The 17,941-nt window shown below is 70.2% G+C and carries 17 protein-coding genes; 9 read left to right on the plus strand and 8 right to left on the minus strand.

Annotation, left to right across the window (positions count from 1 at the left end):
- The first annotated feature begins 99 nt into the window (after nucleotides 1-99).
- From CHC02_RS03605 to CHC02_RS03645, 9 genes are all read left to right on the plus strand, one after another.
- Entirely contained in the window at nucleotides 100-1,002 is a 903-nt protein-coding gene (locus CHC02_RS03605; protein ID WP_089390146.1) for an acyl-CoA dehydrogenase family protein, read from the plus strand.
- A gap of 176 nt (nucleotides 1,003-1,178) precedes the next feature.
- A complete protein-coding gene (locus tag CHC02_RS03610; protein ID WP_089390147.1) occupies nucleotides 1,179-2,150 on the plus strand; it encodes an aliphatic sulfonate ABC transporter substrate-binding protein in 972 nt (323 codons plus the stop codon).
- An 80-nt stretch (nucleotides 2,151-2,230) separates the two neighbouring features.
- On the plus strand, nucleotides 2,231-3,241 hold the full coding sequence (gene tauA / locus CHC02_RS03615) for a taurine ABC transporter substrate-binding protein (RefSeq protein WP_058488306.1): 1,011 nt from the start codon (nucleotides 2,231-2,233) through the stop codon (nucleotides 3,239-3,241).
- Nucleotides 3,242-3,451: 210 nt separating this feature from the next.
- A complete protein-coding gene (locus CHC02_RS03620) occupies nucleotides 3,452-4,243 on the plus strand; it encodes a taurine ABC transporter ATP-binding protein (protein ID WP_089390148.1) in 792 nt (263 codons plus the stop codon).
- Entirely contained in the window at nucleotides 4,233-5,051 is an 819-nt protein-coding gene (locus CHC02_RS03625) for an ABC transporter permease subunit (protein WP_089390149.1), read from the plus strand. The genes CHC02_RS03620 and CHC02_RS03625 overlap by 11 nt, the downstream gene beginning before the upstream one ends.
- Before the next feature lie 216 nt (nucleotides 5,052-5,267).
- The gene (gene tauD / locus CHC02_RS03630; RefSeq protein WP_089390150.1) at nucleotides 5,268-6,104 is read left to right on the plus strand and encodes a taurine dioxygenase; all 837 of its coding nucleotides are present in this window, start codon (nucleotides 5,268-5,270) and stop codon (nucleotides 6,102-6,104) included.
- A 279-nt stretch (nucleotides 6,105-6,383) separates the two neighbouring features.
- Nucleotides 6,384-8,408 (plus strand): OPT family oligopeptide transporter, encoded by a 2,025-nt coding sequence (locus CHC02_RS03635; protein WP_089390151.1) that lies wholly within the window; start codon nucleotides 6,384-6,386, stop codon nucleotides 8,406-8,408.
- Nucleotides 8,409-8,476: 68 nt separating this feature from the next.
- Nucleotides 8,477-8,692 carry a ribbon-helix-helix domain-containing protein gene (locus CHC02_RS03640; protein ID WP_089390284.1) on the plus strand — a complete coding sequence of 72 codons (216 nt, stop codon included), beginning with the start codon at nucleotides 8,477-8,479 and terminating at the stop codon, nucleotides 8,690-8,692.
- Entirely contained in the window at nucleotides 8,686-9,051 is a 366-nt protein-coding gene (locus CHC02_RS03645; protein ID WP_089390152.1) for a type II toxin-antitoxin system VapC family toxin, read from the plus strand. The genes CHC02_RS03640 and CHC02_RS03645 overlap by 7 nt, the downstream gene beginning before the upstream one ends.
- On the opposite strand, the gene CHC02_RS03650 is transcribed toward CHC02_RS03645, so the two are convergent.
- From CHC02_RS03650 to CHC02_RS30150, 8 genes are all read right to left on the minus strand, one after another.
- Nucleotides 9,039-9,764 carry a DUF6796 family protein gene (locus tag CHC02_RS03650; RefSeq protein ID WP_089390153.1) on the minus strand — a complete coding sequence of 242 codons (726 nt, stop codon included), beginning with the start codon at nucleotides 9,762-9,764 and terminating at the stop codon, nucleotides 9,039-9,041. The two genes, CHC02_RS03645 and CHC02_RS03650, sit on opposite strands and share 13 nt — an antisense overlap.
- Nucleotides 9,761-9,943 carry a hypothetical protein gene (locus tag CHC02_RS03655; RefSeq protein WP_089390154.1) on the minus strand — a complete coding sequence of 61 codons (183 nt, stop codon included), beginning with the start codon at nucleotides 9,941-9,943 and terminating at the stop codon, nucleotides 9,761-9,763. The genes CHC02_RS03650 and CHC02_RS03655 overlap by 4 nt, the downstream gene beginning before the upstream one ends.
- Nucleotides 9,940-11,088, minus strand: a complete 1,149-nt coding sequence (locus CHC02_RS03660) for a PepSY-associated TM helix domain-containing protein (protein WP_089390155.1) — start codon at nucleotides 11,086-11,088, stop codon at nucleotides 9,940-9,942. The genes CHC02_RS03655 and CHC02_RS03660 overlap by 4 nt, the downstream gene beginning before the upstream one ends.
- A 7-nt stretch (nucleotides 11,089-11,095) precedes the next feature.
- The gene (locus CHC02_RS03665) at nucleotides 11,096-13,510 is read right to left on the minus strand and encodes a TonB-dependent receptor (RefSeq protein WP_089390156.1); all 2,415 of its coding nucleotides are present in this window, start codon (nucleotides 13,508-13,510) and stop codon (nucleotides 11,096-11,098) included.
- Between the two features lie 101 nt (nucleotides 13,511-13,611).
- On the minus strand, nucleotides 13,612-14,574 hold the full coding sequence (locus CHC02_RS03670; RefSeq protein ID WP_089390157.1) for a FecR domain-containing protein: 963 nt from the start codon (nucleotides 14,572-14,574) through the stop codon (nucleotides 13,612-13,614).
- The gene (locus CHC02_RS03675) at nucleotides 14,571-15,077 is read right to left on the minus strand and encodes a sigma-70 family RNA polymerase sigma factor (protein WP_089390158.1); all 507 of its coding nucleotides are present in this window, start codon (nucleotides 15,075-15,077) and stop codon (nucleotides 14,571-14,573) included. Before CHC02_RS03675 ends, CHC02_RS03670 begins: the two co-directional genes overlap by 4 nt.
- Before the next feature lie 81 nt (nucleotides 15,078-15,158).
- Nucleotides 15,159-17,114: a choline BCCT transporter BetT gene (betT, locus tag CHC02_RS03680; protein WP_089390285.1), complete on the minus strand. Its 1,956-nt coding sequence runs from the start codon at nucleotides 17,112-17,114 to the stop codon at nucleotides 15,159-15,161.
- 368 nt (nucleotides 17,115-17,482) lie between these two features.
- A complete protein-coding gene (locus CHC02_RS30150) occupies nucleotides 17,483-17,635 on the minus strand; it encodes a hypothetical protein (RefSeq protein WP_167364769.1) in 153 nt (50 codons plus the stop codon).
- Between the last annotated feature and the right edge of the window lie 306 nt (nucleotides 17,636-17,941).

Consider the following 17,941-nt stretch of genomic DNA (forward strand, 5'->3'; position numbering starts at 1 on the left):
GCCTCGCGCGCGGCGCAACGGGGCGCCGCCGAACCCCTTCGCTTCAGTCTCCCCGCGCGCCATTCGCCCAGGCACTGATCCCGTCGTCCCGAGGTGCCCATGAGCGTCGCCCCGTCCCGGCTGGCCCCCGCCGAGCCGTTCCTCCAGAGCGCCGTCGCCGGCCCCGCCGCCTGGGCCCGCGCCCTGCGCGAATCCGGGCTGCTGCGGCTGTCGCTGCCGGCCCAGCTGGGGGGCGGCGGCAGCCCCTGGCGCGAGGTCCTGCAGGTTCTGCGCGACCTCTGCGAACGCGACGGCGGCCTGGCCCGGCTGTTCGCCGTGCACCACCTGCAGCTGACCCGCGTGCGCCTGCTCGGCAGCCGCGAGCAACTGCAACGCCTGCTGCACCTGAGCCTGCTGCGCGAGCCGCTGTGGGGCGCCCTGGGCGAGGACGACGGCCAGCGGCTGCGGGCGGAAGAACACGTGCGCGGCGGCTTCCGCGTCAACGGCGCGCAGTGGGACGCCTTCACCGCCGAGGCGGCCGACTGGCTGCTGCTGCGCGCCTGGCACGCGCCCAGCGGCGACTTCCTGCTGGCCGCGCTGCCCAGCGCCCGGGCGGGCCTTGCGCTGCGCGCCGGCGCCCTCTGCCAGGGCCTGCGCCTGCACCCGGAAGACATCCTGCTGCCGCCGGGCCTGGCGGCCACGCCCAGATGCGTGCTCTGCGACGGTCTGGCGCAACTGCTGCAGGCCAACGTCGCCCTGGGCCTGGCGCTGCAGGCCGCGGACAGCCTGGACCTGCCCGAGGCCTCGGAACTGTCGCGGCTGCTCGGCCTGGGCCTGGTGCTCAGCGAGCAGGCCGCCCGGCAGCTGGACGAGGGCATCGAGGCGGGCGCGGCGCTGGCCTTCGGCCGCGCCAGCCACTTCGCCAACCTCGCCGCCCAGGCCCTGGCGGTGGCCCGCCAGGCGGCCCAGGCGAGCCTCCGTGCGGAAGGCGTGAGGGCCCGGCTGCTGGGGGCTGCGCACTGATGGCGGGATGAATCCGGGCGATATTAGTTAAGAACTAAAAATTATTTATTTCAGATTTTTTATAGCTGTAATCTTCACTTCACCGGACCACCGGACTCATTCAGAACACCTGACCCCAGTCCCGTGGTCCGTCCTCGCTCTGCAGGCGGCCGCCCCGTACCCGAGGAGCCGTACCCATGTCCCGCAGCCCGTTCCTGCGCCGTTTCGCCGTCGGCCTCGCCGCCTCCGCCGCCCTGCTGGGCGCCCTGGGCGCGCACGCCGAAGGCACCCTGCGCATCGGTTTCCAGAAGTCCTCCACCCTGCTGACCATCGTCAAGGCCCAGGGCACCCTGGAGCGCGAGCTGGGCAAGCAGGGCATCAAGGTGAGCTGGCATGAGTTCCCCAGCGGCCTGCCGCTGCTCGAATCGCTCAACGTCGGCAACGTCGACCTGTCCGCCGACGTCGCCGACACCGTGCCGGTGTTCGCCCAGGCCGCCGGCGCGCAGCTGACCTACTTCGCCCGCGAAACCCCGTCGCCCACCGCGCAGTCGATCCTGGTGCCGGAGGATTCGCCGCTGAAATCCCTGGCCGACCTCAAAGGCAAGCGCGTGGCCGTGACCAAGGCCGCCGGCAGCCACTACCTGCTGATCGCCGCGCTGGCCAAGGCCGGCCTGAAATTCTCCGACATCCAGCCGGCCTACCTGACCCCCGCCGACGGCCGCGCCGCCTTCGAGAACCACAAGGTCGACGCCTGGGTGACCTGGGACCCGTACGTCGCCAGCGCCCAGCGCCAGCAGCACGCCCGCGTGCTCGCCGACGGCCAGGGCCTGGCCAGCTACCAGCGCTACTACCTGGCTTCCAGCGACTACGCCAAGGTCCACCCGGAAGTGCTCAGGCAGGTCTTCGCCGAGTTGCAGAAGACCGGGCGCTGGGTGAAGGAACACCCGGCCGACGCGGCCAAGCTGCTCGGCCCGCTGTGGGGCAACCTCGACGCCGCCACCGTGGAGCAGGCCAACGCCCGCCGCAGCTACGACGTGCAGCCGGTGCGCGCCGACGGCCTCGAGGAGCAGCAGCGCATCGCCGACGCCTTCTACGCCCAGGGCCTGCTGCCCAAGCCGGTGGACGCCCATGCGGTGCAGGTCTGGCAGCCGGACCTGGCGCGCAACTGAGCCGAATTTCCCGCCGCCCCGCGAGGGGCGGCCCGTCACGGCCCGGCCGGCCGCCCCGAATGCATTTCCAGGAGCACCCCATGAAACGCACCTTCGCCCCGCGCCGCCTGCTGGCCGCGCTCGCCCTGGCCGGCGTCGCCGGCATCGCCCAGGCCGACATCACCCTCGGCTACCAGACCGGCGTGGACCCGACCAAGGTCCCGCAGGCCGACGGCACCTACGAGAAAGCCATCGGCGAGAAGCTCGACTGGCGCCGCTTCAACAGCGGCCCGGAAGTGGTCGCCGCCATCGCCTCCGGCGACGTGCAGCTGGGCAACCTCGGTTCCAGCCCGCTGGCCGCCGCCACCTCCCGCGGCCTGCCGATCGTGGCCTTCATCGTCACCGCGCAGATCAATGCGGCGGAAGCCCTGGTGGTGCGCAACGGCAGCAGGATCGAGAAGCCCGAGGACCTGGTCGGCAAGACCATCGCCACGCCCTTCGTGTCCACCTCGCACTACAGCCTGCTGGGCGCGCTCAAGCACTGGAAGATCGACCCCACCAAGGTGAAGATCGTCAACCTCAACCCCACCGAGATCGCCGCCGCCTGGCGTCGCGGCGACATCGACGGGGCCTTCGTCTGGTCGCCCGCCCTGGGCGAGATCAAGAAGAGCGGCAAGGTGCTGACCGACGCCGCGGAAGTGGGCAAGTGGGGCGCGCCGACCTTCGAGGTCTGGGTGGCCCGCAAGGACTTCGCCGAGAAGCACCCGGAGGTGCTGGCCAAGTTCGCCCGCGTGACGCTCGACTCCTTCGCCGACTACAACGCCCACAAGGCCCAGTGGACCGCCGACTCCGAGCAGGCGAAGAAGATCGCCCGGCTGACCGGCGCCGCCCCCGAGGACGTGCCCGAGCTGCTGGCTGGCAGCGCCTTCCCGGAGACCAAGGAGCAGCTCTCCAGCGCCCTGCTCGGTGGCGGCACCGCCAAGGACATCGCCGGGACCGCGGCCTTCCTGAAGGAACAGAAGCGCGTGCCTTCGGTGCTCAAGGACTACTCGCCCTACGTCAGCGCGGAGTACGTGCGCCAGGCGGAGAGCGTGCAGGTGGGGCAGCGCTGATCGCGCCGGCCTGCTCGATCTCCCTGTAGGAGCGAGCTTGCTCGCGAACAGCCCGGCACCTTTCTCCACCTCGTCATTCCCGCGAACGCGGGGATGACGGGGAAGGTGTGGCGTGAAGCGGGTTCGCGAGCAAGCTCGCTCCTACGAAGAGCGAAGAGCGCAACGTGCGAAGCGCCCAGCATTCCTTCTTACCCTACGGAGGGCAGAAACATGAGCCGTTTGACGGCCGAGGCGGTGAGCCTCTCCTTCGAGCAGCATGGCCAGACCCGGCGCGTGCTGCATGAACTGACCCTGGATGTGGCCAAGGGCGAGTCCCTGGTGGTGCTCGGCCCTTCGGGCTGCGGCAAGTCCACCCTGCTCAACGTCCTCGCCGGTTTCCAGAAGCCCGACCGTGGCCGCGTGCAGATCGACGGGCGGACCCTCGAAGGCCCCGGCGGCGAACGCGGCGTGGTGTTCCAGGACGACGCCCTGATGCCCTGGCTGGATGCCCTCGACAACGTCGCCCTGGGCCTGCGCATCCGCGGCCTGGGCCGCGCCGAGCGCGAGGCCCGCGCCCGCGAGGTGCTGGCCCTGGTCGGCCTGCAGGAGCATGCGCATTACCGCGTCTCGCAGCTTTCCGGCGGCCAGCGCCAGCGCCTCGGCCTGGCCCGCGCCCTGGCGGTGGAGCCGGACTTCCTGCTGCTCGACGAGCCCTTCGGCGCCCTCGACGCGCTGACCCGCGAGCGCATGCAGGTGCTGACCCTGGAGCTGTGGCGCAAGACCGGCAAGGGCCTGTTCCTGATCACCCACAGCGTCGACGAGGCGCTGTTCCTGGCCACCGACCTGGTGGTCATGGACGGCCCGCCGGCGCGCATCGTCAAGCGCCTGCGCCCGGACTTCGCGCGGCGCTACGCGGCCGGCGAGCCGGTGCGCTCGATCAAGGCCGACCCGGAGTTCGGCGGCCTGCGCCAAGAGTTGCTGGACGAGTTCCTGGAAGAACCGGAGGCCGAACATGCCCACTGACACCCTCAGCGCCAAGCTGCCTGCCAGCCGTCGCGCCAAGCCTGCCCGCCCGCGCGACGCGAGGCGCTGGGCCGCCGCCGGGAGCATAGCCGCGCTGGCCGCGCTCTGGTGGTTCGCCACCCATTTCGGCTGGGTCGACACGCTGTTCCTGCCGGCCCCCGAGCAGCTCTACGAAGCTCTGCAGCGGGTGCTTGCCGAAGGCTACGTCGACGCCAGCCTGTGGCAGCACATCGGCACCAGCCTGCTGCGCGTGCTGCTGGCCCTGGGCGCGGCGGTGCTCACCGCCATCCCCCTGGGCATCCTCATGGGCCTCAACCCGCTGGTGGGCGCCGCGCTGGACCCGCTGGTGGAGTTCTACCGGCCGATCCCGCCGCTGGCCTACCTGCCGCTGATCGTCATCTGGTTCGGCATCGGCGAGCTGTCCAAGGTGCTGCTGATCTACCTGGCGCTGTTCGCCCCGCTGCTGATCGCCACCGCCGCCGGCGTGCGCCGCGTGGACAAGTCGCGCATCCAGGCGGTGCGCTGCCTGGGCGCCAACCGCTGGCAGGTGGTGCGCCACGTGGTCCTGCCCAGCGCCCTGCCGGAAGTCCTCACCGGCCTGCGCATCGCCCTGGGCGTGGGTTGGTCGACCCTGGTGGCCGCCGAGCTGATCGCCGCCAACCGCGGCCTGGGCTTCATGGTGCAGTCGGCGGCGCAGTTCCTGGCGACCGATGTGGTGGTGCTGGGGATTTTGCTGATCGCCGGGATCGCGCTGGCGTTCGAGGTGAGCCTGCGCTGGTTGCAGCGGCGGTTCGCTTCCTGGGAGTAGGGCTGTAGAGCCAGAGCCCCTCTCCCTAACCCTCTCCCTGAAGGGAGAGGGGACTGGTCCTGAGCGGCGGTTGGAGCGTTGCCTCCGAATGACATCCGCGTGGCGGCAGGACTGTTCCGTCCTTTCCGCTCGCACCGAACAAGCCCCCTCTCCCGCTTGCGGGAGAGGGCTGGGGAGAGGGTGCTCTTCCCACACAGAACACGAGAGAGAAAAGAAATGACCACCCTGACCCTCGAACCCCTCAGCCCCGCCCTCGGCGCCGTGGTCTCCGGCATCGACCTGCGCCAGAGCCTGGACGACGCCCAGCAACAGGCCATCGAGCAGGCCCTGCTCACCCACCAGGTGCTGTTCTTCCGCGACCAGCCCCTGACGCCGCAGCAGCAGGCCGCTTTCGCCGCGCGCTTCGGCGACCTGCACATCCACCCGATCTACCCCAGCGTGCCCGAGCAGCGCGAGGTGATCGTGCTCGACACCGCCGTCACCGACGTGCGCGACAACGCCATCTGGCACACCGACGTGACCTTCCTGGAAACCCCGGCCCTGGGCGCGGTGCTGGCCGCCAAGCAGCTGCCGCCCTACGGCGGCGACACCCTCTGGGCCAGCGGCATCGCCGCCTTCGAGGCGCTGTCCAGGCCGCTGCGGGCGCTGCTCGACGGGCTGACCGCCACCCACGACATCAGCAAGTCCTTCCCCCAGGAGCGCTTCGGCGCCACCGACGCCGACCTGGCGCGCCTGGAAGAGGCGCGGGCGAAGAACCCGCCGCGCTCGCACCCGGTGATCCGCACCCACCCGGTCACCGGGCGCAAGGCGCTGTTCGTCAGCGACGGCTTCACCACCCGCATCAACGAACTGTCGGCGGCCGAGAGCCGGGCCATCCTCGAGCTGCTGTTCGCCCACGTCGCCCGCCCGGAGTTCACCGTGCGCTGGCGCTGGCGCGAGAACGACGTGGCCTTCTGGGACAACCGCGTGACCCAGCACTACGCGGTGGACGACTACCGCCCGCAGCGCCGGGTGATGCACCGCGCGACCATCCTTGGAGACAAGCCGTTCTGACCCCCGCACGCCAACCCTTGCCCTTGTAGGAGCGAGCTTGCTCGCGAACCGCCTCATGCCGAAGCTATTCGCGAGCAAGCTCGCTCCTACGAAAAGCGGGGGCCGTTGCGTGGGCGGCATTCGGCGTGGTGGGCGTGAACCGCCTCGTGCCAGGGCGGTTCGCGAGCAAGCTCGCTCCTACGAAAAGCGGGTGTCGTCGCCTGGGCGACATTCCGCGACGTGGGCGCGCGCGCCGCTCTGGCCTAAGCTTGGCAGGTTGACTTCCAGAGACTGCCTTCCATGCTCGAACGGATTCCGGACGAATCGAACCTGGCCGAACTGACCCTGCGCGGGCTCATCCTCGGCGCCCTCATCACCGTCGTCTTCACCGCCTCCAACGTCTACCTGGGCCTGAAGGTCGGGCTGACGTTCGCCTCGTCGATCCCCGCCGCGGTGATCTCCATGGCGGTGCTGCGCTACTTCTCGGGCTCGAACATCCTCGAGAACAACATGGTGCAGACCCAGGCCTCGGCCGCCGGCACCCTGTCCTCGATCATCTTCATCCTCCCCGGCCTGCTGATGATCGGCTACTGGGCCGGCTTCCCGTTCTGGCAGACGGCGGCCATCTGCTCCATCGGCGGCATCCTCGGGGTGCTCTACACCATCCCGCTGCGCCGGGTGATGGTGGTGCAGAGCAGCCTGCCGTACCCCGAAGGGGTGGCGGCGGCGGAGATCCTCCGCGTCGGCAGCCATGAGGAGGAGCACCCGCAGGCGGGCGACGCCGGCAAGCCGGGCCTGCGCGACATCCTCGCCGGCGGCGTGGTGGCGGCGCTGTTCAGCCTGTTCAGCAGCGGTTTCAAGCTGCTGGCCGAGGGCTTCAGCTTCTGGCTCACCGCGGGCCAGGCGGCGTTCCGCCTGTCCACCGGCTTCTCCCTGGCGCTGGTGGGCGCCGGCTACCTGATGGGCATCACCGCCGGCATCGCCATCCTCATCGGCGTGGTGATCGCCTGGGGCGTGGCGGTGCCGCTGCTCACCGTGAACAGCACCCTGGCCGCCGGGCAGGGCCTGCCGGAGCTGGCCAGCAAGCTGTGGAGCAGCCAGGTGCGCTTCCTCGGCGCCGGCACCATAGGCGTGGCCGCGCTCTGGACCCTGGCCACCCTGTTCAAGCCCATGGTGCAGGGCGTCTGGGCTTCGCTCAGCGCCATCAGCGGGCGCGCCGAGGCCAGCGACCTGCGCACCGAGCGCGACATGCCGGCGGCCTGGATCCTGGCCATCGCCGCGGTCCTGCTGGTGGCGCTGTTCGTGGTCTTCGCCTACTTCCTCGGCCAGGCCGCGCCGGACCTCGCCGGCTTCGCCTTCTGGGGCCTGGTGGCCACCTGCGTGGTGTTCGCCTTCTTCTTCGGCTTCCTGATCGCCGCCGCCTGCGGCTACATGGCCGGCCTGGTGGGTTCTTCCAGCAGCCCGATCTCCGGCATCGGCATCATCGCGGTGATCCTGGTGTCGCTGCTGATCCTCGGCGTCGGCTCGCTGGAGGCCGATTTCCTCGACCGCGAGGGCGGCAAGCTGGCGATCGCCCTGGCGCTGTTCACTACCGCGGTGGTGCTGGCCATCGCCGCCATCTCCAACGACAACCTGCAGGACCTCAAGACCGGCTACCTGGTCGGCGCCACGCCCTGGCGCCAGCAGGTGGCGCTGATCGTCGGCTGCCTGGTGGGCGCGCTGGTGATCCCGCCGGTGCTGGAGCTGCTGTACAACGCCTACGGCTTCCCCAATGCCCTGCCGCGCGTGGGCATGGACCCCGGCGCAGCCCTGGCCGCGCCCCAGGCGACGCTGATGACCGCCATCGCCAGCGGGATTTTCCACGACGCGCTGAACTGGAACATGATCCTCATCGGCGTGGCCCTGGGCATCGCCCTGATCCTCGTCGACGTGCTCCTGCGCCGCACCGGCAAGGCCAGCCTGCCGGTGCTCGCCGTGGGCCTGGGCATCTACCTGCCGCCGACCATCGGCATGACCCTGGTGGTGGGCGCGGTGCTCGCCTGGCTGCTGGAGAGCGCGCTGAAGAAGCGCGCCCAGGCCGCCGGGGTGAACGAGGACAGGTACGCCGAGCTGCCGCGCCGCCGCGGCGTGCTGCTGGCCTCGGGGCTGATCGTCGGCGAGAGCCTGATGGGCATCCTGCTCGCCGCGCTGATCGGCACCAGCGGCAAGGACGCGCCCCTGGCGCTGGTCGGCGCCGGTTTCGAGGACACCGCGCAGTGGCTGGGGCTGCTGGTGTTCGTGGTGGTCTGCGTGCTGTTCCACCGCCAGGTGCTGGGCAAACGCTGATACAAACGGCGGCTTGGTCGATCGGGGATGTGTGATATATGTTATCGATATCACATATGGAGGACGCCATGCGCACCCTCGTCGACATCCCCGCCGAACACCTCGAAGCGCTCAATGCCCTGGGCGAGCAACAGCAGCAATCGCGCGCCGCGCTGATCCGCGAGGCGGTCGCCGAGTACCTGGTCCGGCACCGCCGGCAGGATGCCGAGGCCGCCTTCGGCCTGTGGAACGGCAGCGCCGGCGACGGCCTGGCTTACCAGCGGAAGGTGCGCGAGGAATGGTGAAGGCGCTGTTCGACACCAACATCCTCATCGACTACCTCAACGGCCACGAGCAGGCCCGAGACGAGTTGCGCCGCCACGATGACCCGGCCATCAGCATCGTCACCTGGATGGAGGTGATGATCGGCGCAACGCCCGCCACCGCCGCGGCCACCCGCGCCTTCCTCGACAGCTTCGCCCTGGTGCCGCTCGACGCGTCCGTCGCCGAGCGCGCCGTGGCGGTGCGCCAGGCGCTGCGGGTGAAGCTGCCGGACGCCATCATCAAGGCCAGCGCCGAGGTGCAGGGGCGCCTGCTGGTCACCCGCAACACCCGGGACTTCGCCGCCGACGACGTCGGCGTGCGCCTGCCCTACAGCCTCTGAGCCCCGCGCCGAGCGAACCACAGGCTGGAGAAGGCGTAGGCGACGAACCAGCCGATGTTGATGCCGGCACCGCGCAGCCAGGTGCCCAGCGGCTCCGGTAGCACGGCGGGGGCGAAGTGGCCCAGCGCGCCCAGGCTCAGCGGGTTGAGCAGCAGCGCGCTGCTGCGCGGCAGGCGCGTGCGCCCGCAGGCGATGGCCAGGCTGAGCACGGCCAGCCCGGCCACCAGGCCGCCCACCGCCGCCACCCAGGCGATCATCAGCAGGCGGTGGAACTGCTCGCCCAGCGCCAGCAGCGCCGGGTGGGCGTCCGCCGGCACCAGCAGCAGGGTCTTGTAGACCATCCCCAGGTGGTAGAAGGCGGCGTGCCCCAGCGGCGAGTAGGCGTTGCCGCAGACCAGCAGGGCGAACAGCGTCCAGGCCATCCAGCCCTGGCCGCGGGCGACCAGGAACCAGTGCCAGGCGCCGAGCAGGTAGAGCGGCATGGCCAGCACCGCCACCAGGGCGCCGAAGGCCAGGCGCGGCTCGCTGTTGGGCAGCATGTAGTCCAGGCCTTCGAAGCTGATGCGCGACAGGTAGTCCTGCAGCGGCGGGTAGTCGGCGAGGTTGGCCCGGGCGCCGAGCAGGCCGGCGTCGCCGATCATCCAGAACACCGCGGCCAGCAGCCCGGCGTAGCCGCACAGGCGCAGCGCGCGGTCGCCGTAGATCGGGTTCATGGCGAGCCCCTGCGGGCGCGGGCCAGGGCCGCCAGGATCACCACCAGGGGGATGCCCAGGGCGACCCAGGACAGCGCGTCCCAGGGGCCGTCGCCGACCAGCGCGGAAACCAGCCCCACCAGGCTCAGCACGGCCAGCGCCAGGGGCCAGCGGAACACCCTCCACAAGTTGCGCTTCATGCCTCGCCCTCCGCGGCCAGGTGCCCGGCCCGCAGGTCGGCCAGGCGTTTCTCCATGGTCTTGCGCCGCGCGAACCACAGGTACAGGCCGCTGCCGAGCACGACGATGGCCACCAGGTCGAGCAGCGTCCAGACGATCTTCAGCGGCAGCCCGCCGTAGTCGCCGAAGTGCAGCGGTTGCGAGAGGAACAGCGTCTTCACGTACAGCGGCATCTCGCGGATGTCGGTCAGCTCGCCGGTCTGCGCGTCCACCAGGGCCGGCTTGAGCAGGCGCTTGGTCAGCGGCGTGGCGCCGTGCATGAACACCGCGTAGTGGTGCTGGCTGCTGAACTGGGTGCCGGGGAAGCCGATGAAGCTCATGGTCATGTCCGGCGCCGCCGCCTGGGCGGTCTGCAGCGCCTTGTGCAGCGAGCCGTTGTCGGCCATGGGCGGCGCGTCGCGGTAGGGCGCGGTCATCTCGGCCAACTGGTCGCCGCGCCAGAGCATGAGGATCGGCAGCGCCAGGGTGTTGATCACCCCGGTGGCCCCCACCACCAGCACCCAGGCCAGGGTGACGATGCCCAGCATGTTGTGCAGGTCCAGCCACTTCACCCGGCGGCTGCGCCTGGTGCGCACCGCGGCGAAGTCGAGCTTGCGCATGAAGGGCGCGTAGACCACCACCCCGGACACCAGCGAGGCCAACAGCAGCAGCCCCATGAAGCCGAGGAACAGGTAGCCGGGCAGGCCCATGAACAGGTCGGTGTGCAGCTTGAGCATCAGGTACATGAAGCCGCCGGGCGGCGGCTCCGGGTCGAAGAACTCGCCGGTGCGCGCGTCGAACGGCTGCACGTGGCCGATGTCCGGCGGCGGCACCAGGCTGGGCGCGGTGATCACCGCGCCCAGCGGCTCGTCGGGGTCGAACACCACGAAGCGCACCACCTCGCCCGGGCGCGCGGCCAGGGCGCGGGCCACCACGTCGTCGTAGTCGATGCGCGGCGACTCGGCGGTCAGCGGCTTGAGCTCCGGGTGCGGTTCCAGGGTGTGCTCGATCTCCTCGTGGAAGATCAGCGGCAGGCCGGTCAGGCACAGCAGCAGCAGGAACAGCGTGGACACCAGGCTGGTCCACTTGTGCACCAGGTACCAGGTGCGCAGGGCTTTCGCGGTCATGGGCGCCTCAGAAGTCCGCGGTCAGCGACAGCGACAGGGTGCGCGGCGAGCTGACGGTCATGTAGCCGTTGGACGCGGTCCAGTAGTCCTTGGCCAGCAGGTTCTCAAGGTTGGCCCGCGCCACCAGCGGCTTGCCGGCCACCGCGAAGGCGTAGCTGGCGCCCACGTCGACGCGGTTCCAGTGCGGCACCTTGAGGTCGTTGGTGGTGTCCAGGTAGGCCTCGCCGGTGTAGATCCAGCGGCCGTCGAGGGTCAGCCCCTGGACGAACGGGGTGTCCCAGCTCAGCCCCAGGTTGGCCTGGCGACGCGGCACGCCGGGGGCGTCCTTGCCTTCGCTGGCGGGGCTGGCGGTCTTGCTCTGCTCGGCCTTGATGTAGCTGGCGCCGGCCAGCACCCGCAGGTCGTCGGTGAGCTGGCCGAACAGGCTCAGCTCGATGCCGCGGTTGCGCTGCTCGCCGTCGGCGCGGAACACGTTCTCGGCGTCGACGAAGGCGTTGGGTTTCTTGATCTCGAACAGCGCCAGGGTGGTGGTGAAGCCGCCCAGGTCGTACTTGGCGCCGACCTCGTACTGCTCCGCCTTGTAGGGCGCCAGCACCTGGCCGGCGTTGGCCGCGGTGGAGGGGGCGGCGTCGCCCTGGCTCAGGCCCTGGATGTAGTTGGCGTACAGCGACAGCTCGTCCAGCGGCTTGACCAGCAGGCTGAACATCGGCGTCCAGGCGTGCTCGTCGTACTTGCCGGTGCGCGCGCCGGTGCTGGGCGAGTAGTCCTTGGACTGCACCGTCTGCCGGCGCACGCCGGCGGTGAACTGCACGCGCTCGTCGAGGATCGACAGCCTGTCGGCCAGGGCCACGCCGGAGAGGTCGGTCTCGTTGGTCTTCGGGATGCCGCCGTCGAGGCTGGAGAAGTCCGGGATCGGCGTGTGCGGCGAGGTGTCGTAGAGGCTGCCCGGCTGCATGCCGGTGAACACGTAGACCATGCCCAGGCGCTCGTGCAGGCGGTTGGCGCTGAGGGTCCAGTCGTGGCGCACGGGGCCGGTGTCGAAGTCGCCGCGCACCCCGGCCTCGCCGGAGTAGGTGCGGCGGTCGGCGCGCTGGCGCGCCAGGCTGTTGATGACGTCGCCCTGGTTGCCGTTGAGGATGCTGTTGGCGGCGATGGTCTCGTAGTCGCTCTGGCGCCCGCCGAGGCTGGCGAAGGCGGTGAGGTGGTCGGTGAGGTCGTACTCGCCGCGGTTGACGATCGAGTAGTCCACCTGGTCCAGGTAGGAGTCGCGCAGGCCGAAGCGGGTCTTCGAGTCCGGCGCGTGGGGGATGCTGGTGGCGGTGCCGGTGATCACCGGGCGCACCACGCCCTCCAGGCTTTCCTTCTGGTACAGCAGGTCGCTGGACAGGCGCAGGCGTTCGCCGCGGAAGTCCAGGCCCAGGGCCAGCAGCGGGAACTCGCGGCTCTGGTGGTCGATGGCGGTGTCGCCGTTGCGGTACACGCCGTTGAAGCGCACGCCGAAGGCGTTGCCCTCGCCGAAGCGGCGGCCGATGTCCAGGTGGGTGCCGACCTGCGAGCGGTCGGTCCAGTCCAGGCTGACGCGGGTCAGCGGCTGGTCCTCGGCGCGCTTGGGCACCAGGTTGATGGTGCCGCCGACGCTGCCGCCGGGGGACATGCCGCCGAGCAGGGCGGTGGGGCCCTTGAGCACTTCCACGCGCTCGGCGAACTCGATGGGCACGCGCCAGTAGGGCAGCACGCCGTACAGGCCGTTGAAGGCGACGTCGGCGTTGTTCACGTTGAAGCCGCGGATGACGTAGGTGTCCACCAGGTCGCCGCGGCCGCCGACGACGCGCACCGACGGGTCGTTGGCCACCAGCAGGTCGGCGACGCTGCGCGCCTGCTGCGCCTCGATGGTCTGCGCGGTGTAGCTGGTGACGCTGAAGGGCGTGTCCATCAGGTCGGCGTTGCCCAGCATGCCCAGGCGCGCGCCGCTGGCCACCTGGCCGCCGGCGTAGGCGGGGGGCAGGGCCTCGGCGCCGAGGCTGGCGGTGATGGTGCTGGCCGACAGGGCCACGGCGCCGTCGGTGGGCACCGGGCGCAGCACGTAGCTGCCGTTGGCCTGGGGCTCGGCCTGCAGGCCGCTGCCGACGAGCAGCGCACTGAAGCCGCCGGTGACGTCGTAGCTGCCGTGCAACCCGGCGGACTGGCGGCCGCGCAGTTGCGCGGCGTCGAACGACAGGGCCACCCCGGCGGCGCTGGCGAAGCGCCCGAGCACTTCCGCCAGGGGCCCGCCGGCGATGTCGTAGCGCACGGCTTCGGCGGCCTGGGCGCTAGCAGCGGCGAGCGCGCCGGCGCCCAGGGCCAGGGCGATGGCCAGGGCCAGCGGTTTGTGGAGCGAACGGCTGGCGGTGGCCGGTGCCGGGTCGACGGTGTTGCGGTTCATGCGGACTCCCCCAAGTTGGGCCAGATGGCCCGGAATACGAGGGGGCCGGGCGAGGGCGGAAAAAAGTGCAAGGCCGGGGAGATTTTTTTCCGGCCCCGGTCTCAGGCCTGCGGCTGCACGCTGACCCAGAAGCGCGTGTGGCGCACGATGCGCAGCCCGAAGGCGGATTCCAGGGCGGCCAGGGCCAGCTCGGTATCGCCGATGGGGAAGTTGCCGGAGACCTTCAGCCCGGCGATCCGCGGGTCGCAGTGCAGCACGCCGCTGCGGTAGCGGCCCAGTTCCTCCAGCAGTTCGCCCAGCGGGCGGTCCACGGCGATCAGGCTGCCGGCGAGCCAGGCGGCGGTGTTGGCGTCGTTGCGCCGCAACGGGCCGAGGTCCAGCTCGCCGAGGTCGAGCTGCTCGCCGCCGTGCAGGATGCGGCTGCGCTGCGGCGCGGCCCGGGGGCGGACTTCCACGGCCTTGTCGAGCACGGCGACGCGGGTGCGGCTGTCGAGCAGGCGCACGCTGAAGCGGGTGCCCAGGGCGAGGATGCGGCCCTGGGGCGTCTCCACGCGGAAGGGGCGGGCGCTGCCGCTGGGGTCCGGCGCGGTGCTGACGAAGATTTCCCCGCGCAGCAGGCGCAACAGGCGTTGTCCGGGGTCGAAGAGCACGTCCACCGCGCTGTCGGTGTTCAGCGTCAGCGAGGAGCCGTCGGCCAGGGTGACTTCGCGGCGCTCGCCCACCGCGCTGCGGTAGTCGGCCAGCCAGGCCTGCCAGGGCGTGTCGCGCCAGGCCAGCCAGGCCAGCGGCAGGCCCAGCCCGAGGCTGCCCAGGCCGCCGAGCAGTTGGCGGCGCGACAGCCCGCGGGTGCCCAGGGTCGGCCCGGCCAACTGGCCCGGCACCCGGGCGAACTGCTGGCGCACCTGTTCCACCCGGGCCCAGGCGCGCTGGTGTTCGGCGCTGGCGGCGTACCAGTGCTGCCAGGCGCTCTGGTCGGCGTCGTTGGCGTGGCCGGAGTAGAGGCGCGCGTACCACTGGGCGGCGGCGCGGATGGCCTGGCGTTCGGCCTCGCTGGGGGCGCTCATGGCAGCATCAGGCAGCAGTGTTCCATGGCCTTGGCCATGTGGTTGTTCACCGTGCGCAGGGAAATGCCCTGGCGCTCGGCGATCTCGGCGTAGGTCAGGCCCTCGACCTGGGCCAGCAGGAAGCTGCGCTTGACCTTGGCGCCCAGGCCGTCGAGCAGGCGGTCGATCTCCATCAATGCCTCGAACAGCAGGGCCTGGGTTTCCGGCGAGGGCTGCTCGTCTTCCGGCAGGCTGGCCAGGGCCTCCAGGTAGGCCTGCTCCAGCGAGCGGCGGCGGAAATGGTCGATCATCAGGCCCTTGGCGATGGTCGCCAGGTAGTCCCGCGGCTCGCGGATCTCGCCGGCGTTGCGCGCGCGCAGCACGCGGACGAAGGTGTCCTGGGCCAGGTCGGCGGCATCGCAGGCGTTGCCCAGGCGGCGCCGCAGCCAGCCGTGCAGCCAGCCGTGGTGCTCGTTGTAGAGATGGTGCAGGGCGTGCTGCGGGTCGAGAGCGGTCGCCGGCATGGGAAGGGCCTGAAGGAAGGTGTGCCAATGATAATCACTATCAATTGACAATTGCCAGGCCCCTCGTCACCGGCGCGCCGTTCAACGCACCAGGTGCAGGAACTGCAGGTGGCGCTCGTACTGGTCGAGCATGTCGTTGATGATCTGCTCCCTGCCGTAGCCCATCAGGTCGTAGTCCTGGCTGCCCTCGGCCAGGTGCACCTCGGCGCGGAAGTAGCGGCGGTTCTTCAGGTGCAGGCCGCCCATGCCGGCGCGGGCGAAGGACGGCGTGAAGTAGCCGCGCATCGATACCTGGTAGTAGAACGGGTGCTGCTCGCCGTGGCCGATCTCCAGGCTCAGCTCCAGGTTGCCTGGGTCGAGGTCGGCGTCCACCTGCAGGCCCTTGTCGCGGAACACTTCCGCCACCTCGGCCATGGCCGGGCCGACCACGTCCGCCAGGAAGCGGTAGACCTCGTCGCGGGTGGGGAAGTGCACCGCCTGGGAGATGCGCCGCTTCCAGCCGCCGGCCTTGGCCGCCAGCGGCGGCGCCAGGGAGTGGCTGCGCGCGCGCTGGCGCTGGGACTCCAGGTAGAAGGCCTTGTGCAGGCCCCACATCATCAGCAGCAGGATCAGCGAGAAGGGCAGCGAGGTCAGCACCACCGCCGACTTCAGCGCGTCGATGCTGCCGGCGAACAGCAGGCCGCCGGTGACCAGCGCGGTGGCCAGGCCCCAGAACACCCGCAGCCACTTCGGGCCGTCGTCGTCGGCGCTGCCGCCGCGGGCGGAGAGGGTGGAGAGCACCACGGTGCCGGAGTCGGCCGAGGTGACGAAGAACACGAAGCTGACCAGCACGGTCACGGCGATCAGCACGCGGCTGCCGGGGTAGTCCTGCAGCAACTGGTAGAGCGCCATCTGCGGCTCCGCCACGGCCACCCGGCCCAGTTCGACGGCGCCGTGGTCCAGCACCTGTTCCAGGGCGCTGTTGCCGAAGATGGACATCCACGCCAGGGTGAAGCCCAGGGGGATGAAGAGCACGCCGAAGACGAATTCGCGGATGGTCCGCCCGCGGGAGATGCGCGCGATGAACAGGCCGACGAAGGGCGCCCAGGCGATCCACCAGGCCCAGTAGAACACCGTCCAGCCGCCCAGCCAGTCACCGCCCTCGCCATAGGCGTAGAGATCGAAGCTCTTGGTCGGCAGCGCGCCGAGGTAGTCGCCGATGTTCTGCACCAGGGTGTTGAGCAGGTGCTGGGTAGGCCCGGTGAACAGCACGAACAGCAGCAGGGCGCAGGCCAGCAGCATGTTGATGTCGGAGAGCAGGCGGATGCCCTTGTCCACGCCGGACACCGCCACGGCGATGGCTGCGCCCATCATCAGGGCGATCAGGGTCATCTGCACCGGGTGGCTGTGGGCGACGCCGAACAGGTAGTCGAGCCCGGCGTTGAGCTGCAGCACGCCGAAGCCCATGTCGGCGCCCAGGCCGAACACGGTGGCGACTATGCCGAAGCAGTCCACGGTGTAGCCGATGGGCCCGTTGATGCGCTTGCCGATCAGCGGGTACAGCGCCGAGCGCAATGCCAGCGGCAGGTTGTGGCGGTAGGCGAAGTAGGCCAGGGCCATGGCCACCAGGGCGAACACACCCCAGCCGTGCAGGCCCCAGTGCAGGAACAGCAGCTGCATGGCCTGGCGCGCCGCCTCGGTGGTGCCGGCCGCGCCCTGGGGCGGCTGCAGGAAGTGCGTCAGCGGCTCGGACACGCAGAAGAAGAACAGGGTGATGCTGATGCCCGCGGCGAACAGCATGCCGGCCCAGGACAGGTAGCTGAATTCCGGCTCGTCGTGGTCGGCACCGAGCTTGATCTTCCCGTAGCCGGAAAGCGCGGTGACCACCACGAAGATCAGGTACAGCGTCATCGCCAGCAGGTAGTACCAGCCGACGTTGGCGGCGGCCCAGGCCTGGGCGTCGAGCAGCCATTGGCCGGCCTCGACGGGGAAGCCGATGACCAGGACGACGAACAGCAGGATCAGCGCCGCCGCACCGTAGAAGGCCGGTGGGTTCATGCGCATGGCGGGGGAGGGTGGAGCGGTGGACGAGGGAAGCTGGGGAACGGACAAAACGGGCGGGGTTCCTCGTGTTTTTAATTGAACAAGCAATCAATATAAACACGAAAGGCCTTGCCAGGGCCACTCCCCGGGACCGATGGTCCCGCCGCCGGCCCCGTGCGGGGGCCGAGCGGAGCGGGTACTGCTTTACTTGCGGCGGGGCTTCGCACGGCGGACTTCACGGCGTTCCGGATCGACCTGCTGCGGTACGTTCAGGAAAGCGGTGGCGGCGAAAAAGCTGGCAAGAGCGGCAAAGCTGGTCACGATAGTCTCCAAGGGCGCCGGGGAAATTGGGTCCCGACTGCCTGGTAGCCATTTTCCCTGATTCACATGACAAATTGAAGTTGATGTGCCTGATGATCGGTATTGATATGGTCGATGGGACTGCCTTTTGCCGTTGACGTCAGAGAAATCCCTGTTTTTGACCTTTCCATCAGGATTCCCTGCTGCCGGGCATGGGGGTAGGCGAATCGTTTCACTGCGACCATCCGTCGCTTTTCGTGGACGTTCGAAGCCTGGGGGCCGCGTTTTCGTAGGTGTGCGATGCGCCCGGGAGGGCGGCGAATGCTGCTGATCGCGGACGGAGTCCGCTCCTACAGGGATGTCGTGCCTTCCACCGAACCGTGGGACTTCGTCCGCGATTGACCGCCGGCCCTGCCGACGGATGTCCTCCGCCATGGTCTGTAGGCAGGCCAGGGCGGTTTCATACATGGCCTGGTGTTTACTCGGAAAGGTCCGACTTCGGGCCGTCGGGCGTTTGGTTAGTGTCGTCGCCGGCAACACAC

The organism is Pseudomonas delhiensis (genome assembly GCF_900187975.1).
Taxonomy (GTDB): Bacteria; Pseudomonadota; Gammaproteobacteria; order Pseudomonadales; family Pseudomonadaceae; genus Pseudomonas; species Pseudomonas delhiensis.

Excerpts from the sequence above, each read along its gene's own strand:
- CHC02_RS03605 (WP_089390146.1), top strand. The coding sequence starts at position 100 with ATGAGCGTCGCCCCGTCCCGGCTGGCCCCCGCCGAGCCGTTCCTCCAG.
- CHC02_RS03610 (WP_089390147.1), top strand. The coding sequence starts at position 1,179 with ATGTCCCGCAGCCCGTTCCTGCGCCGTTTCGCCGTCGGCCTCGCCGCC.
- tauA (WP_058488306.1), top strand. The coding sequence starts at position 2,231 with ATGAAACGCACCTTCGCCCCGCGCCGCCTGCTGGCCGCGCTCGCCCTG.
- CHC02_RS03620 (WP_089390148.1), top strand. The coding sequence starts at position 3,452 with ATGAGCCGTTTGACGGCCGAGGCGGTGAGCCTCTCCTTCGAGCAGCAT.
- CHC02_RS03625 (WP_089390149.1), top strand. The coding sequence starts at position 4,233 with ATGCCCACTGACACCCTCAGCGCCAAGCTGCCTGCCAGCCGTCGCGCC.
- tauD (WP_089390150.1), top strand. The coding sequence starts at position 5,268 with ATGACCACCCTGACCCTCGAACCCCTCAGCCCCGCCCTCGGCGCCGTG.
- CHC02_RS03635 (WP_089390151.1), top strand. The coding sequence starts at position 6,384 with ATGCTCGAACGGATTCCGGACGAATCGAACCTGGCCGAACTGACCCTG.
- CHC02_RS03640 (WP_089390284.1), top strand. The coding sequence starts at position 8,477 with ATGCGCACCCTCGTCGACATCCCCGCCGAACACCTCGAAGCGCTCAAT.
- CHC02_RS03645 (WP_089390152.1), top strand. The coding sequence starts at position 8,686 with ATGGTGAAGGCGCTGTTCGACACCAACATCCTCATCGACTACCTCAAC.
- CHC02_RS03650 (WP_089390153.1), bottom strand. The coding sequence starts at position 9,764 with ATGAACCCGATCTACGGCGACCGCGCGCTGCGCCTGTGCGGCTACGCC.
- CHC02_RS03655 (WP_089390154.1), bottom strand. The coding sequence starts at position 9,943 with ATGAAGCGCAACTTGTGGAGGGTGTTCCGCTGGCCCCTGGCGCTGGCC.
- CHC02_RS03660 (WP_089390155.1), bottom strand. The coding sequence starts at position 11,088 with ATGACCGCGAAAGCCCTGCGCACCTGGTACCTGGTGCACAAGTGGACC.
- CHC02_RS03665 (WP_089390156.1), bottom strand. The coding sequence starts at position 13,510 with ATGAACCGCAACACCGTCGACCCGGCACCGGCCACCGCCAGCCGTTCG.
- CHC02_RS03670 (WP_089390157.1), bottom strand. The coding sequence starts at position 14,574 with ATGAGCGCCCCCAGCGAGGCCGAACGCCAGGCCATCCGCGCCGCCGCC.
- CHC02_RS03675 (WP_089390158.1), bottom strand. The coding sequence starts at position 15,077 with ATGCCGGCGACCGCTCTCGACCCGCAGCACGCCCTGCACCATCTCTAC.
- betT (WP_089390285.1), bottom strand. The coding sequence starts at position 17,114 with ATGAACCCACCGGCCTTCTACGGTGCGGCGGCGCTGATCCTGCTGTTC.